Genomic DNA, 15550 nt, shown 5'->3' with positions numbered 1-15550 from the left:
AGACGAGATGGCTCTGCAATCGCTCGACATCAAGCGCCTCTCGGCCACCACCACGCCGCCGCCGCAAGTCCGCGAGCCGGTGACGGGGACGGTCGCGAAGCTCATCGACGTATCGAAGTGCATCGGCTGCAAGGCATGTCAGACGGCGTGCATGGAGTGGAACGACCTGCGCGACGACGTCGGTCATACGACCGGCGTCTACGACAATCCGCGTGATCTCACCGAACATTCGTGGACGGTGATGCGCTTCACGGAGTACGAGAACCCGAAGGGCGACCTCGAGTGGCTGATCCGCAAGGACGGCTGCATGCATTGCGAGGACCCGGGGTGTCTCAAGGCGTGTCCGTCGCCAGGCGCGATCGTGCAGTACACCAATGGCATCGTGGATTTTCACGAGGAAAACTGCATCGGCTGCGGATACTGCGTCACGGGCTGCCCGTTCAACATTCCGCGTATTTCGAAGGAAGATCATCGCGCGTACAAGTGCACGCTCTGTTCGGACCGCGTCGCGGTCGGGCAGGAGCCGGCGTGCGTGAAGACGTGTCCGACGGGCGCGATCATGTTCGGCACCAAGGCGGACATGATCACGCAAGCGGAGGATCGCATCGAAGACCTGAAGGAGCGCGGTTTCGAAAACGCGGGTCTTTACAACCCGGCGGGCGTGGGCGGCACGCATGTGATGTACGTGCTGCATCATGCGGATCAGCCGCAGCTTTATCACGGGCTCGCGAAAGACCCGCACATCAGTCCGCTGGTGTCGATCTGGAAAGGCGTGACCAAGCCGCTTGCAATGGCGGGTATCGCGCTGGCCGCGATCGCCGGGTTCTTCCACTACACGCGTGTCGGTCCGAACGAGGTGAGCGCGGAAGAAGAAGCCGAAGCACAGCACGAAGCCGAAGAGGCGTTTCAGCAAAGGGAGCGTTCGAATGAAACACGATAGCGAACTGCGCGACGTGAAGGGCAACCGCCTGATCGTCCGTTACACGCCGAACGAGCGCAGCAATCACTGGATCACCGCGATTACGTTCGTCTTGCTGGCGCTTTCCGGTCTCGCGATGTTTCATCCGTCGATGGCCTGGCTCTACGCAATCTTCGGCGGCGGCCAGTGGACGCGCATTCTGCATCCGTTCGTCGGCTGCGTCATGTTCGTCTCGTTCATGATTCTTGCGCTGCGTTTCTGGCATCACAACTATCTGGACAAGGCTGACGTGCAGTGGATGAAGCAGATCGACGACGTGCTGGCCAATCGCGAAGACCGGCTGCCGGAGATCGGCAAGTACAACGCCGGGCAAAAGCTGCTGTTCTTCACGATGGCCGCTTGCCTGCCGCTTTTGCTGTTGAGCGGCATCGTGATTTGGCGGCGCTACTTCTCGTTTTACTTTCCCATCGAGATCATTCGCGTGGCGGCGGTCGTGCATGCGGCGGCGGCGTTCGTGCTGATCGTCGGGATCATCGTGCATATCTACGCGGCGATCTGGATCAAGGGTTCTGTCGGCGCGATGACACGCGGCACGGTCACTTATGGATGGGCCAGGAAGCACCATCCGCGGTGGTTCAAGGAGATCATCGGCAAGTAGGCCGAATGCGCGTCAGTCGAGAATGGCGTGACGGCGCGCTAGCGCGTCGTCCGTCACTTCGATTGGCGCGCGTTCCTCGACTCGCACCGCGCGCTTCGAGGTCTAACGTGCGGAACATGTTGACGAGCGCGACGCCTTGCGTCCTTGTGCCAAGCCCGGCGAGCGGGACTGCGAAACCGGCGTATCGCGCGAAGCCGCTGCTCTGCGTGACAGGCGCGACCAGTGCGGTCTCCAGCGCATTGAATGACGCAGCCGAAAGCGCGAGCCCGCCTGAAGTCGCCTTGTTGCTCATGGCCAATTGCCGGACTCAGGCCGACGTGCGCAATATCCCCGTGTCGAATTTGTTGCCTTTCACCATCGCTCACGTCCTACCGGTTTTAGATTGTTCCAGTCAGCCAATTCATCGGAGATAGGCGCCTTCGGGTCGCACTGCGCCTGCAGTTCTTCGAGCGACAATTCGCGACGAGCCAGCATCGGCATGATTCCGTCCGGGCACACCTCGACATTGAATTTGTCGCCAAGGGTCAGTTTCATGCCTTCCAGCAGCGCTGGCGGGCAACCGGACTGCCGCGCCATTTCCCTGCTTCCGTATTGAAAGTTCCATTTTGAATTTCCGTTTGCGTGAACTCATTTTTGTACCTCCGCGCGGAGCATGAGCATCGCTGAGCGCTCCGTTATAAGCTGTTATTCTTGATCCCGCCCCGACCTTCCTCAAGGAATCCCGTGGTCCAACGCATTCTCGAAGCCGCCAAGATCGAGTCTCTCGATCCTTCGGCCATTCCCCGTCTTCGCATGCCCGAACGCGGCACCGTGTTCGCCGCCCGCGCCGCGCGTCTGTTGCAACTCGCCGAAGCGAGCAATCCGATCGCGGGCTATCTGCGTCTCATGGCCGCGCTCGCCGATGCGCAGCAACGCATCCTTTCGACATCCACCGCTTTGATGCCCGCGCGCGAGTCGATCGAACGCAATCAGCAGCATTCGATGCCTATCGTCCCCGCGCTCACCGACGAGCGCGATCCCGCGTGGCGCGACGTACTGTTCATGCTGCTCGACAGTATCGAAGCCGCGGGCGCGCTCACCCCGCCGCTCGCGCAACTCGTCGCGCGTCTGCGCACGACCGACGCCGCCACGCTCGACACGCAGGCCGACGCGATCATCGCGCTGCGCTTCGCGGAGATCGATCCGGCGGCGGCGCCATTCATCGTCGCCGCGCTGCAAGTGGTGTGGACCGATCTGGCCACGCGCATCGCCGTGTCGGATGTGCCTTATCTCGATGCGCCCGGCGTCTGCCCGCTCTGCGGCTCGATGCCGGTGGCGAGCATCGTGCGCGTCGGCGGCACGCATGATGGTTATCGCTACGTGCAGTGCGGCTTGTGCTCGACCGAATGGCATGTCGTGCGCGCCAAATGCTCGAATTGCGACTCCACCAAGGGCATTGCGTATCACGCCATGGGCACGCCCACGGACGACGAAACCGAGGAACAACGCGCCGCCCGCGCGAAGCAGGCCGCGCTCAAGGCCGAATCGTGCGACGAATGCGGCATCTACAGAAAGATCGGCTATCAAGACAAGGCCTACGACTTCGAGCCTTACGCCGACGATCTGGCAAGCCTCACGCTCGACCTTCTGATGGGCGACGCCGGTTTTCGCCGTGCGTCGCCGCATCCGTGGCTGTGGCCCGAACACGTCGATGAAGCATGAAGGGAAGAGGATAGAAGCGTGAGTAATGTCACCGGCAACAACGACAGCGAATTGCGCGCGCTGATGGCACGAGTGCCATCGGTGGAGCGCGTGCTGGCATCGGCGGCATTCGCGCCGGTCTTGGCCGCGCACGGACGCACGCAGACGCTCGCCGTGCTGCGCGCGTCGCTCGACGCATGGCGCGCCGAAGCGCAGGCGGGCCGCGCATCCGTCGAGGCACTGGCCGATGCGAGCCTCGCGGCAAGCGTCGGCGCGACGCTCGACAAGCGCGCGGAAAGCAGCGTGAAAAGCGTCTTCAATCTCACGGGCACGGTGCTGCACACGAACCTCGGCCGCGCGCTGTTGCCGGATGAAGCGCTGCGCGCCGTCGCCGAAGTCCTGACGCGGCCGGCCAATCTCGAATTCGATCTCGCGACCGGCGCGCGCGGCGACCGCGATGACCTCATCAACGAACTCATCTGTGAACTGACGGGCGCCGAAGCCGCGACGGTCGTCAACAACAACGCGGCCGCCGTGCTGCTGACGCTGTCCGCGCTGGCCGCGCGTCGCGAAGTGATCGTGTCGCGCGGCGAGCTGGTCGAGATTGGCGGCGCGTTTCGCATTCCCGACATCATGAGCCGCGCGGGCGCGAAGCTGCGCGAAGTCGGCACGACCAACCGCACGCATCTGAAGGATTACGACGAAGCGATCAACGCCAGGACCGCGCTCCTGATGAAAGTGCATTGCAGCAACTACGCGGTCACGGGCTTCACCAAGGAAGTCACGCTCGCGGAACTCGCGCCGCTGGCGAGGGCGCGCGGCTTGCCGGTTGTCGTGGATCTCGGCAGCGGCACGCTCGTCGATTTGGCGCAATGGGGCTTGCCGCGCGAGGCCACGGTTCGCGAGACGGTCGAGGCTGGCGCGCAACTCGTCACCTTCAGCGGCGACAAGCTGCTCGGCGGACCGCAGGCGGGCCTGATCGTCGGTACGAAGGAACTGATCGCGAAGATCAAGAATCATCCGCTCAAGCGTGCGCTGCGGGTCGGCAAGCTCACGCTCGCGGCGCTCGAAGCGGTGTTGCGGCTTTATCGCACGCCGGAGACGCTCGCCGAACGTCTCACCACCTTGCGCCTGCTGACGCGTCCCGCGGACGCCATGCGCCTTGCCGCCGAACGCATCCGGCCCGTGCTGCAGGCAATGACCGGTGCGGATTTCGTCGTCGCCACCGAGCCGATGTTCAGTCAGATCGGCAGCGGCGCGTTGCCGGTCGATGTCCTGCCGAGTTACGGCCTCGTCGTGCGGCTCACGAGCGGCAAGAAGGCGGGCGGCCAGTTGAATCGCATCGAGCGCAGACTGCGCGATCTGCCGCGCCCGGTCATCGGGCGCATTGCGGATAACGCGCTGTGGCTCGATCTGCGCTGTCTCGAAGCACAGGACGAAGCCGCGTTCATCGCCCAGTTGGAGATGCGGGCAACGGGCCGCAACGCATGATCGTCGGCACGGCGGGGCATATCGATCACGGCAAGACGACGCTCGTGCGCGCCCTGTCGGGGGTGGATACGGATCGTCTGAAGGAAGAGAAGGCGCGTGGCATTTCCATCGAACTGGGTTATGCATACGTGCCGCTCGGCGATGGCGGCGTGCTCGGCTTCATCGACGTGCCGGGGCACGAAAAGCTCGTGCATACGATGGCGGCGGGGGCATGCGGCATCGACTTCGCGCTCGTGGTGATCGCCGCCGACGATGGCGTCATGCCGCAAACGCGCGAACATCTCGCGATTCTCCAGTTGCTCGGCGTGAAAGACGGCGCAGTGGCGGTGACGAAATCCGATCGTGTCGATGCCGCGCGCCTGAACGAAGTCCATGCCGAAATCGCCGCGCTTATAGCCGGCACCGCTTTGCAACACGCACCGCTCTTTAACACCAACGCCACGCGCGATGACGACTCCGGCGTGGCCGCGCTGAACGCGCATCTGCACAATGTCGCCAAGCACTGGCGCGCGCGCCGCGACGACGGCTTCTTTCGTTTGGCCGTGGACCGCGTGTTCACGCTCGCGGGCCAGGGCACGGTGGCGACCGGCACGGTGTCCGCGGGGCAGACGAAGGTCGGCGACACGCTGGCGCTCGCGCCGCGCGAGGGCGAAGCGCCGGTTCGTGTGCGCAGCATTCACGCGCAGAATCGCGCTTCGGAGACGGGGCGCGCGGGCGAGCGCTGCGCGCTCAATCTCGCGGGCATCGAGAAGGACACGCTGTCGCGCGGCGACTGGATTCTCGATGCGCGTCTCGCGCGAGCGTCCGAGCGAATCGACGTCGAACTCACGCTTCTCGCCGATGCCGCGCCGGCGCTCACGCACTGGAGCCCGCTGCATGTACATCTGGGCACGATGCACCGCGTCGCGCACATCGCCTTGCTCGACGGCGAAACGCTCGCGGCCGGGCAGACGGCGCGCGTGCAACTCGTATTCGATAGGCCGGTTTGCGCGCTGCCGGGCGACCGCTTCATCGTTCGCAATGCGCAGGCGGATAAAACGGTAGGCGGCGGGCGTGTGCTCGACCCGTTTGCGCCCGCACGCAAGCGCCGCACGCCGCAGCGCCACGCGTGGCTCGATGCGCTCACCGCGATGCTCGACACCGGCGCCATCGACGAACTCTTCGCGCAGTCGCCGTATGGCTTGCCGCGCTCGCTCGTCGAGCATCTTGCAGGTCGAACGCTTGGATCGATGACCCAGCCCGACGGTCTGCGCAGCATACCCATCCACGACGATGCGCTCTTGATCAGCGTCGCGCGATGGGACGCGTTGCACGCGTGTCTGACGGATGCACTCGCCGCCTTCCACGAACGCTTTGCGGACGAGCAAGGCCCGGATACCGCGCGCCTGCGCCGCATGGCCGCGCCGCTCGCGCCCGAAGCGCTGTGGCGCGCGCTCATCGACGACGCCGTGACGCTAGGCACGATTGCGCGAAGCGGTCCGTGGCTGCATTTGCCATCGCATACGGTTACGCTCGATGCCGCCGAGGACGCGCTGGCCCGCGTCGTGCTCTCATCGATCGAGGAAGGCCGCTTCGACCCGCCGTGGGTCAGGGATTTGGCCACCACGCATGGCGTGCCCGAAGACGCGGTGCGGCGTCTGTTGCGCAAGCTCTCGCGCCGTGGCGATGTCTTTCAGGTGGTGCGCGACTTGTTTTACGGACGCGCGTCCATTGCAGCACTTGCACGGCTGGCTGCCGAACATGCAAACGCGAACGGTGCGATAGGCGCGGCCGCATTTCGCGATGCCAGCGCGCTCGGCCGCAAACGCGCGATCCAGGTTTTGGAGTTCTTCGACAGGGTTGGGTACACTCGGTTTCACCGCGACCTTCATCTGTTGCGAACCGACAGCCGCTGGCACGAATCCGTCTGACTATCGAACGTCGAGTTACGACGTGGAGACCTTCGCGGCGCAGGCTGTCGCGTGAAATCCGATGGAGCATTCCTACTACAAGCTCTTGCATCTTCTGTCGAGCCATCCCGAATGGACGCTCGTGGTAGTGCTGCTTGCGTCGTTTCTGGAGTCGCTCGCATTCATTGGCACCTTCATTCCGGGCAGCACGGCCATGTTCATCGCGGGCGCGCTCGTCGGAACCGGCGCGCTGAATCTCGGCTGGGTGATGGTCTGCGCGGTCGTTGGCGCCATTGCGGGCGACGCGGTCAGCTTCTGGTTCGGCAAGCGCTATGCAACGAGCATTGCGCAGATGTGGCCGTTTCGGGCGCATCCCGGCGCACTCGTCGCCGGCCGAAGATACTTCGACAAACACGGCGCGAAGAGCGTGGTGCTCGCGCGTTTCGTTGGACCGATGCGCGCGGTGGTGCCGGTCGTCGCTGGCGTCGCGGGCATGACGCCCGCGCGCTTTCTGGCGGTCAACATCATTTCCGCGCTGATCTGGGCGCCGCTGCACATCCTGCCGGGCGTGGTCTTCGGAGCTTCGATCGAACTGGCGGGCGCGGTATCGATCCGGCTCGTGGTGATCCTCGTCATCCTCGCGGCGCTTGCGTGGCTCGTGTTCAATCTCGCGCGCGTGGTGATTTCGCATGCGAAGGAATGGACGTTCGCCTCGCGCGACATGTTGCTTGCGACCTGCCAGCAACGCCGTGGTCTGGCCGCGCGGATGCTCGCACGCGCGCTCGATCCGGGCAATCCGGCGACCGGGCTCATCGTGATGATTTCCGCGCTGCTGCTCGTCTCGGCGGTCGCGTTCTTCTACGTGCTGTCGGGCGTGGCGCGCGGCAGTTCGCTCGTGCAGGTGGACACCTCCATCTTCCGGCTGTTGCAGTCGTTCCGTTCGACCTGGGCCGATTCCATCCTCGATGCCGCCGCCACGCTCGGCAGCACGCCGACGCTCGCCGCGCTCGCCGTAACGGTCGTCGTGTGGATGGTGTTCGAGCGGCGCTGGCGCACGGTCACGTACTGGCTCGTCGCCGTCGTGTTTTCGCAATTGCTGGTGCTCGCGATCCGCTTCACCGCGCGCGATCCGATGCTCGTCACGCTCGCGCCCGCCGACCATTCTTTTCTGAGCAGTCACGTCTCGGCCACGGTCGTGATCTACGGCTTTCTCGCGTTCTTGCTGCTGCGGCGCGTCGGCACCATTTCGGGTGTGTTGATCGCGACAGCGACATCGGCGATCGTCACGGCCGTCGCGCTCGCCGGGTTGTACTTCGGCCGCTTCACCATTTCCGCCGTGCTTGGCAGCGTCGCGCTCGCGGCCATCTGGGTGTTCCTGATCGCGCTCACGGCGGTGTGGCGCAATCCCTGCAAACCGAAGCCGCGTCCGTGGATGCCGTTCGCGGTGCTGGCCGTCATCTGCGCAAGCGTGGCGTTGCAGTTGAGCGATTCATCCGAGGCGCACAGCGCGCCGCCCGTCACGGTCGTCATCACGCCGATTCAATGGACCGATACCTTCTGGCGCACGTTCTCGTGCTACCGGTCGGCCATGGATGGCGACCGTCGCGAGCCGATCACCGTGCAATGGGCGGCCACGCCCGCGCAGATTCGCGCGCAACTGACGAGCCGCGGCTGGACCGAGGTGTCGGGTGTGTCGGTGAAGAGCGTGATGTCGGTGGTGTCGCCCAACGCACCGGCGGTCGCCTTGCCCGCGCTGCCGCGTCTGAACAACGGCGAGCCTTCGAAGCTCGTGTTCACGCGCTCGCATCTCGGCCCGCAGGAGCGCGACGTCCTGCGTTTCTGGCCCACGAACTACGCGCTAGGCATGGGCTCCCGCGCGCAGCCTATGCCGATCTGGCTCGGGTCCGTGGTCCATGAGCGCATCAGGCGACCGACCTGGCCGTTCAACGTGCTGCGCCCGGACTTGCGTGGCGACCCGATGGCGTTCGACCGTGGCGCGAGTTCGCCGTGGGGCGGCATTGAAATTGCGAATAGCGCGGGGTGCGGCGGCATTCCCGTGATGCTCGTCGAATCGCGGGCCGATTGAGCGCGTCCGGCCGCGAGACCATAGACCACAACGAACCGAGGAAGACGCGTGATTCAGATACCGCCATCGGCGATTGCGCAGTGGGGCGGGGCGGCGGTGTTCGCCAACGTGCTGCTGACGCGGCTCGGTGTGCCGCTGCCTTCCGCGCCGTTGCTGCTGTTCGCGGGAACGGCCGTCGCGAACGGGCGGCTCTCGTTCGTCTCTGTGCTGGTGGCGGCGGTGGCGGGCGCGCTCATCGGCGACGGTGTGTGGTTTGCGGCGGGACGCATCCACGGGCGCAAGCTCATTGCCGCGCTTTCGCGTCGCTCCTATGCGATCGACAACGGCATGCGTACGACCGGCGCTCTTTTCGAGCGGCATGGCGCGCCTATCGTCGCGGTATCGAAGTTCATACCGGGACTCGGACTCGTCACGCCGCCCTTGATGGGTACGACGCAAATCGCCGTGCCCGCGTTCTTTCTCTGGGATACGGGTGGGATCGTCGCGTGGGCTGCGTTCTGGCTGCTGGGCGGCGCGCTCTTTCAGCGGCAACTGCAATGGACGCTGATGGAGTTGCATCTGCATGGCGCGACGGTGATCGACCTGCTGGTGGTGCTCGCGCTGATCTTCTTCGCGTACCGTCTGTTACGCCGCAAGCCGCCGCACCAGCCAAGCGACAAGAGCGGTTAATGGCCGGTGCGCCGGCAAGTATGCGAATTACGCATCACCGCTATAATCGCGGCGCGCCTGGTCGAAGTGTTGCCAGCGTGCTGAGTTCTCCGCAGGAAGGCATTCGTATCCGGTGGTACGGCCGGGCTTCAAACCCGGTTGGGGATGTCAGACATTCCCAGGTCGGTTCGACTCCGGCTGCCTTCCGCCAATCAAGGCTCTCACGCGTTCTCTAACACTCCCGATGAAACCCGCAGACCGTTGTGATGCGTGGGTTTTGGGGGTGCCGATACTCTTGCTCAATCTCCCTTGCTACCCCAGAATCCAGTCATCATTCGTGGGTAGCTTTGGGGGTAAGGAATGGCAGCACGCCAGTTGAACCGACTGACCGCTTTGGGAATCGGAAAGCTAATCGAGCCGGGATATTATCCGGACGGCGGCGGCCTGTATCTCCAGATAAGCGCGTCTGGATCGCGCTCGTGGATCTTCCGGTTCTCCATCCTCGGGCGTTCTCGTGAGATGGGACTCGGGCCGCTCTCGTTGGTATCACTCGCGGCCGCGCGCAAGGATGCGGCAGAGTGCCGGGCGAAGGTCAAAGAGAAGGTTGATCCGATCATCGCGCGCGACAAGCGCGTCATCGAGCGATCGGCTGAGGCGAACACGGTGACATTCAAGGAAGCAGCCGAAGCTTTCATTGATGGCCGCAGATCCGCGTGGCGCAACGATAAGCACTCGAAACAGTGGACGGCTACGCTCGACCACTATGCCTATCCAGTGATCGGCCACATCGACGTGCGCGACATCGACACCGAGATGATTGTGCGCATCCTCCAGCCGATCTGGCTGAAGAAGGCCGAGACGGCGCGACGCGTGCGCGGGCGCGTGAAGGCCATCCTCGATGCTGAAACTACGCTCGGCCATCGCTCGGGCGACAACCCGGCGCGCTACGTCGATCATCTCGACCGCGTGTTGCCGCGCACGAAGAAGCGTCAGATGGTCAAGCATCATCCGGCGCTCGCATGGGAAGACATGCCAGCGTTCTTCACACAGTTGAAGACGAGGCCCAAGCGTGCGGCGCGCGCGCTGCGCCTACTGATATTGACGGCGACTCGAACGAACGAAGTACGGTTCGCCCGTCCGGAGGAATTCGACCTGGATGCGAAGGTCTGGACGATCCCAGGCGACCGAATGAAGTGCGAGGTCGAGTTACGCGTGCCGCTCTGCGATGAGGCGGTCGAGTTGGTGCGAAAACAGATAGAGACAGGCGCAAAATGGGGCTGGCTGTTCCCAGGATACAAGGAGGGGAAGCCACTCTCGAACATGGCCATGCTGCTGTTACTGCGCCGGATGGATCGCACCAACATCACGGTCCACGGCTTTCGGTCAACGTTTCGGGATTGGATCGCAGATTGCACCGACTACCCTGATTCGCTCGCAGAGCAGGCGCTCGCACACACGATCGGGTCTATGACGGTGTCCGCGTACCGACGTCGAGACATGCTCGAACGCCGGCGCGGAATGATGGAGGATTGGGCTGATTACTGCGCGGGTCGGCAGAAGGTGGAGCAACTTACTGCTGCATCGGCTGCATAGCCTGAGACGTCTCTCCGGGCTGGTATCGCTTGCCAGCCCGTTCGGCGAGCCAAGCGTCGATGTCGCTTTCGATCCACGCGACGCGACCGGGCACCAACTCAAACGGCTTAGGGAATGTCCCTGCGGCGATCATTCGGTAGATTGTGGATTGTCCGAGTCCCACCTTCGTGGCGACCTGTTTTATTCGCAAGGCATTCATTCTCTTTCTCCTACGATGGCATGCTGCCATGTGTTTTCGGGGCTGAATGAGGCGAGTGCCTCGGTGTCTTGTTTCGGCACGGCCATCTCAATGCGCTCCGTGCCGCTGACCCGTCTCAATCGACGTCCGAACATCGGAAGGCATGTCGCGCGCGGCGAGGGTCGCGATGATCGCGGCGAGAGTGGCAATGGTCATTTCTGGCAGCTCGTCATAGTGATTGAGCGCGACGATAGAAAAGTCATTGGCGATCTGCTGATTCGTGAATGCGGCGCCCGTGAAGACCTGTGCTGCAACCATGTCGATGACCATCGCGTTGAACGCGTCGAAGTGAGGGTGCTGTTACGTCTGAATTTGCTTTTCCACGTGCGCGCGCCGGATTGCCGGCGCCCTCCTAGATTATTTGGTGACGTTCAAGAAAGGCAGGGGAGAACCGGCGCCCATGTACGTGGGCAGCTTGCCGTCCCAGCGATTGATTGCCTGACCGTCCTTCGTGCAGCCACCATTCCGGCCGCCGATGGTTGTCGGCTCCCACTGTCCGAGCGAGTTGGCATGCGGCAACTTCACGACGCGCCGCGTCTGCGTCTTGCGTCCGTCAAGAATGGCGCGCACCATCGGCGCGCTGAATGCGAGCGGGCGTTCTTTCATCGTTCTCACTAGATCACCAGGCGTCATTATTCGTTAAGGGGCGCATCGACCAATTCAACATGCCTGCGGAGCTCATGGAGCGAGCATCGAAGTCTGTCGACAGATATCCGTGGACGCTGTGCGGCGGACGTAGCAGCATCCAAAGCCTCCTTCCAACAGCGAACTGTATTCACCCCCCCTGAGCGATATGAGCCGGGGTTTGGCTTGCCAAAAAGTGAATTTCGGCCCGAGCCTCGCACTCCAGGGCCTCGCGCTTCGCTTTCAGGGCTTCAGCTTTTGCTGCCTTTTTTGCAGCGCGTTGTTCACTTAACATTGCTTTACGCGGCATGATCGCATCCTCGGCTTCCTAATAAGTACAACTACATGGCGAAGAGGCCAACGCGACGTAAAACGAATAAAGCGGCGGCCCTACCAAATCGTGATGTGTGATTACACCTTGATGAAGCGGTGATTATCGTCGAGGGTGTATAGCGTGTTCGGCTCCAAATCCTCCTCGCCGATGTAACCGATCTTCATTCGGTATCGCATCTCATAGAAGTCCCAGTACCAGATGCTGATCTGTCCTTTCTCGCCAGCGCTTGCCTTTCCGCTGAATCCCACCATAGCCGTCCCATGATTGCCGGCTCGTGCAGTTCCGCCATCACCCGCAATGGCTGTCCCGCGAACACCTGCGGTGGATTCGCCACGAAAGCCCGTTGTCGCCGTTCCGCCATATCCCACAGTTGCAACTCCTCGATATCCCGCCATGGCTGTGCCGCAGTTTCCTGCTATAGCGCAGCCCAAAGCGCCAACAAATACAGCACGGTGATCGCCGACCGCGCGATGGGCGCCGATCAAAGGAAGATCACGGGCGCATGGATCATTTGCAAGCAGATAGTCGGCAGCGCCTTTGCTCGTGCCGACGAAAACGACTTTGCCGCGTGGAAACTTGCAGAAGCCATCCAACTCGATAATGTCGTCCGTATCCACCTCGATGACGAGCCAATTTGCTGTCGGTTCGATGTAGCCGCCGATCGCATGATCTCCATGGCCATGAAGCCATCCGTGCAGACCCGAGCCACAACGATGCGTCGGTTGCCAATCGGGCGCTTCAACCATCGCGCCTGCCCACGGCCATTTGAAGCCATTCCCAGATGACATGTCTTCTCGGCAGGCGCGCAGAACCAGTGATTTGCTCTTTGGGCGTTCCTGTGGCGGGATCGGTCTGAATGCAAGTCCGACGCGGGCGTTGGATCGCTTCCAATTTTGCGGTGCAGGGAAGGGGACTTCGATCATATTTCCTCCAATTAGTACTGCTACGTCTTAATCGCGCTAGGGTGATGCAGACAACTGCTAACTGTTCATGGTTGTGGCGCCCCGGCGCGCATTGCTAGATAGGAACTTAGTGCTTGCGATGTCCATCGCGAGCACTTCGCTGCGGCTGCTTTGATGGCTCTTGAGCTATTGCCGAATCCTTAGATTTCGCGTTGCCTGGAGAGGCGCCTTCTCGCTATGGGAAATGTGGGTTGTGTATGCTCCAACACAGCGCAAGCCTGTCACGAAAGATCGGGTGCCACAGGCCTCGTGCACAAACTGCTGACACTGCGGCTGGTTCGGCGGCTCATTGAACGCATATTACCTGCAAACTAAAAATGCGTCAAACGCAAATCTTAGGTTTGTACACGGCGACCACGCCTTGGACATGCGTTGCGTCATTTCCGAGAGAAGCGCAAAGGTGCGCGGACGCAAGGCGACCCTTGATTAAATCCAGAAGCGTCGGATGGGAGAGACAGTGGGGCGGGGCTTCTAGATGAAGCTTTCCATGCGCGCGATCACAACACCGCAAATGGACGCATTGCTGGAAACTTCGAAGATACGGTTGGGCCAAGCAGGATTGAGGGCTTCGAGCATCATGTGTGCGCCATCAATTAAAACGCGTTTGAACGTCGCTTGATTGTCGTCATCTAGGCAAATGACAGCTAACGATCGATGTACGGCTTCGCGGTCCGGATCAACAAAGATTATGTCCCCATGATCGAAGGAGGGGCGGCCGTTCGGGTTATGCATGCTATCCCCCCTCACGCGCAGTGCGTAAGTCCGAGGCCCGTGTTTTACGGGGCATGGAAGCCACTCCTCGGCTTCGCCCGGCTCAAACGGTAGGTTTACTTGGCACCATTTGCCAGCTGCTACCCAAGACACGAGCGGCACTTTGCCGGTGGGTGGCGGCGAACTTGCGCCAACTTCTTCAGAAAATAACGTTGCGACCTGCACGCCGAGTGCTGCCGCGATTTTTTCAAGTGCGTCTTGACTGTAGCCTTGGAGACCGCGTTCAAGGCGCGATAGATTACCTACGTCGCTGCCGACTTGCGTAGCAAGTTCGAGGATTGTCATCCCCGCAATTTTGCGAAGTTTTCGGATATTAGATCCAACGGTCATACTCAATTTTCTCCTTTAGATGCGTGGCGCGCAAAGCGTGTTGCGCAATTCATCGTCTGGCCTTAATATGCGTGTAACGCAAAAACAAGGAAGCCAGAGTATGAAAAGTCCCCTCCGCCAGGCGCGCGAGCGACGCGGGATGACGATCGCTCGTGTGGCGAGCGTGATAGGCATCGACCCCAGCAACCTGAGTCGAGTCGAACGTGGGTGTCAAGTGCCCTCTTTTGATGTCGCTGAGCGCCTTGCAAAATTTTTCGATGGCGAGGTGCCGGAAATGCAGATCCTCTACCCGCATCGTCACAAGGTCCCGCGTAAATAAAGTCCCGCGTGCTCGAAGCCGGGCGGGCTTGTCGGCATATGTGATTCGCGGCTGTCCCTACTACTGAACCAGATCGCGGTCCAACGAAATACAAAGGATTCAAATGACTGCATCGGTAATAGCAATTTAAGCGAACGGCGCTGGCGCAAAAAATTGCAATGAACCCGAAGGACGCGTGGCTATCGACGGGATCGAGATCCCCTGCGTGCATCGCGTAACGACGGTCATCTCGGCCGACGAGGCGCCCATGGTGAGGCTCGACCTGGGCCTGGGTCATGACGTGACCATAAAGAACGGCTCGATCTGCGTGAACAATGTAGTGATGCCGTCGAGCGTAGAGCGAGCCCTCTGGAAGCACCTGCGATTGAAGTACAGCGGTGAGATCGTTGTCTCAACGCTCGGCTCTCGCCATCGTTGATGACCGGGTACCAACAAATCAGGCGGCAATAACGCGACTTCGTCCGCCTTCCAATCGAGCCGGCTCATCGGGCGAACGATAGCTTGCGTATGAAGAGGAGAAGCAAGGATGCACATCGAGCGGCACCAGCAAATGCTTAGAAACGCGACGAGCGAAACGCTTGCAGCGGTCATTACACAGATGAAGCAGGAACATCCCGAGGCCTTTCAAATTGAAACCGGCGCGAACGAAACGCTTTCGCAACGGCGCTTTGCCTATGAGCCAGCCACGCCACTGCCGATGGCGGGCTTCAACGTGACACGTAAAGACGCAGCAGAGGCAATACAGGAAAGTATGCGCAAAGCGTCGGAGCGGACAGTCAAACGGTAGGGTGGATGGAGTCAAGGTGCCGAATACTCCTTGGTGGGTTAGTACAACTATTTACGCTTGACGCAGGCCTCGCTGACCTTTACGGCAACAAATCATGCGTTCGTGACTTCTTTAGGGGCGGCAATCTGATGGATATGACCGATGGCAAAGAACTCAATTGACGCGTACGGCGCGTCGGGGAAGACAAACCTGCTGTTCTTCGACCCCGACAAGCTGGTGCT

General features: G+C 61.8%; 18 protein-coding genes, 1 tRNA gene and 1 pseudogene. 12 read left to right on the top strand and 8 right to left on the bottom strand.

Going from position 1 to position 15550, the window contains the following annotated elements; all coding sequences use genetic code 11:
• Positions 1 to 7: 7 nt before the first annotated feature.
• A complete protein-coding gene (gene fdxH, locus QCE79_RS29360) occupies positions 8 to 940 on the top strand; it encodes a formate dehydrogenase subunit beta (protein WP_309849942.1) in 933 nt (310 codons plus the stop codon).
• On the top strand, positions 927 to 1577 hold the full coding sequence (locus QCE79_RS29355) for a formate dehydrogenase subunit gamma (RefSeq protein WP_244828692.1): 651 nt from the start codon (positions 927 to 929) through the stop codon (positions 1575 to 1577). The genes fdxH and QCE79_RS29355 overlap by 14 nt, the downstream gene beginning before the upstream one ends.
• A gap of 12 nt (positions 1578 to 1589) precedes the next feature.
• Here QCE79_RS29355 and QCE79_RS29350 read toward each other — a convergent pair.
• Both QCE79_RS29350 and QCE79_RS29345 read right to left on the bottom strand, forming a co-directional pair.
• Positions 1590 to 1918 (bottom strand): annotated as a pseudogene (locus QCE79_RS29350) (type II toxin-antitoxin system PemK/MazF family toxin).
• A gap of 10 nt (positions 1919 to 1928) precedes the next feature.
• Entirely contained in the window at positions 1929 to 2153 is a 225-nt protein-coding gene (locus QCE79_RS29345) for a PbsX family transcriptional regulator (RefSeq protein ID WP_309849938.1), read from the bottom strand.
• Between the two features lie 147 nt (positions 2154 to 2300).
• Between QCE79_RS29345 and fdhE the strand changes: the two genes are divergently transcribed.
• From fdhE to QCE79_RS29310, 7 genes are all read left to right on the top strand, one after another.
• On the top strand, positions 2301 to 3278 hold the full coding sequence (gene fdhE / locus QCE79_RS29340) for a formate dehydrogenase accessory protein FdhE (RefSeq protein WP_250466599.1): 978 nt from the start codon (positions 2301 to 2303) through the stop codon (positions 3276 to 3278).
• A 63-nt stretch (positions 3279 to 3341) separates the two neighbouring features.
• Entirely contained in the window at positions 3342 to 4748 is a 1407-nt protein-coding gene (gene selA, locus QCE79_RS29335; protein WP_404989446.1) for an L-seryl-tRNA(Sec) selenium transferase, read from the top strand.
• Positions 4745 to 6658 (top strand): selenocysteine-specific translation elongation factor, encoded by a 1914-nt coding sequence (gene selB, locus QCE79_RS29330; RefSeq protein WP_309849932.1) that lies wholly within the window; start codon positions 4745 to 4747, stop codon positions 6656 to 6658. Before selA ends, selB begins: the two co-directional genes overlap by 4 nt.
• A gap of 61 nt (positions 6659 to 6719) precedes the next feature.
• Complete coding sequence (locus QCE79_RS29325) at positions 6720 to 8723, top strand: VTT domain-containing protein (protein ID WP_309849929.1); 2004 nt, start codon at positions 6720 to 6722, stop codon at positions 8721 to 8723.
• Positions 8724 to 8771: 48 nt separating this feature from the next.
• Positions 8772 to 9392 carry a DedA family protein gene (locus QCE79_RS29320; RefSeq protein ID WP_244828687.1) on the top strand — a complete coding sequence of 207 codons (621 nt, stop codon included), beginning with the start codon at positions 8772 to 8774 and terminating at the stop codon, positions 9390 to 9392.
• 94 nt (positions 9393 to 9486) lie between these two features.
• A tRNA-Sec gene (locus tag QCE79_RS29315) sits at positions 9487 to 9582 on the top strand.
• Between the two features lie 149 nt (positions 9583 to 9731).
• Positions 9732 to 10964, top strand: coding sequence for a phage integrase central domain-containing protein (locus QCE79_RS29310; protein ID WP_309849926.1), 1233 nt, complete (start codon positions 9732 to 9734; stop codon positions 10962 to 10964).
• On the opposite strand, the gene QCE79_RS29305 is transcribed toward QCE79_RS29310, so the two are convergent.
• The 6 genes from QCE79_RS29305 to QCE79_RS29280 all read right to left on the bottom strand — a co-directional run bounded on the left by QCE79_RS29305 (position 10942) and on the right by QCE79_RS29280 (position 14223).
• Positions 10942 to 11163 carry an AlpA family transcriptional regulator gene (locus tag QCE79_RS29305; protein WP_309849924.1) on the bottom strand — a complete coding sequence of 74 codons (222 nt, stop codon included), beginning with the start codon at positions 11161 to 11163 and terminating at the stop codon, positions 10942 to 10944. The genes QCE79_RS29310 and QCE79_RS29305 overlap by 23 nt on opposite strands.
• Positions 11164 to 11250: 87 nt before the next feature.
• Complete coding sequence (locus QCE79_RS29300; RefSeq protein ID WP_309849922.1) at positions 11251 to 11460, bottom strand: hypothetical protein; 210 nt, start codon at positions 11458 to 11460, stop codon at positions 11251 to 11253.
• Positions 11461 to 11559: 99 nt separating this feature from the next.
• Positions 11560 to 11808: a hypothetical protein gene (locus tag QCE79_RS29295; protein WP_309850678.1), complete on the bottom strand. Its 249-nt coding sequence runs from the start codon at positions 11806 to 11808 to the stop codon at positions 11560 to 11562.
• 169 nt (positions 11809 to 11977) lie between these two features.
• Positions 11978 to 12136, bottom strand: coding sequence for a hypothetical protein (locus QCE79_RS29290; protein ID WP_309849920.1), 159 nt, complete (start codon positions 12134 to 12136; stop codon positions 11978 to 11980).
• 101 nt (positions 12137 to 12237) lie between these two features.
• Complete coding sequence (locus QCE79_RS29285; protein ID WP_309849918.1) at positions 12238 to 13083, bottom strand: hypothetical protein; 846 nt, start codon at positions 13081 to 13083, stop codon at positions 12238 to 12240.
• Positions 13084 to 13593: 510 nt separating this feature from the next.
• A complete protein-coding gene (locus QCE79_RS29280) occupies positions 13594 to 14223 on the bottom strand; it encodes an XRE family transcriptional regulator (protein WP_309849915.1) in 630 nt (209 codons plus the stop codon).
• A 100-nt stretch (positions 14224 to 14323) separates the two neighbouring features.
• Here QCE79_RS29280 and QCE79_RS29275 point away from each other — a divergent pair, with 100 nt between their 5' ends.
• The 3 genes from QCE79_RS29275 to QCE79_RS29265 all read left to right on the top strand — a co-directional run bounded on the left by QCE79_RS29275 (position 14324) and on the right by QCE79_RS29265 (position 15329).
• A complete protein-coding gene (locus QCE79_RS29275) occupies positions 14324 to 14542 on the top strand; it encodes a helix-turn-helix transcriptional regulator (protein ID WP_309849913.1) in 219 nt (72 codons plus the stop codon).
• Positions 14543 to 14717: 175 nt separating this feature from the next.
• Positions 14718 to 14960, top strand: coding sequence for a hypothetical protein (locus tag QCE79_RS29270; RefSeq protein ID WP_309849910.1), 243 nt, complete (start codon positions 14718 to 14720; stop codon positions 14958 to 14960).
• 108 nt (positions 14961 to 15068) lie between these two features.
• A complete protein-coding gene (locus QCE79_RS29265; RefSeq protein ID WP_309849908.1) occupies positions 15069 to 15329 on the top strand; it encodes a hypothetical protein in 261 nt (86 codons plus the stop codon).
• The last annotated feature ends 221 nt before the right edge of the window (positions 15330 to 15550 follow it).

This window comes from Caballeronia sp. LZ003, assembly GCF_031451465.1.
In the GTDB taxonomy this organism is placed as follows: Bacteria; Pseudomonadota; Gammaproteobacteria; order Burkholderiales; family Burkholderiaceae; genus Caballeronia.
The sequence above is the reverse complement of the archived record's forward strand: the minus strand, read 5'-3'. Positions and strand labels throughout refer to the sequence as shown.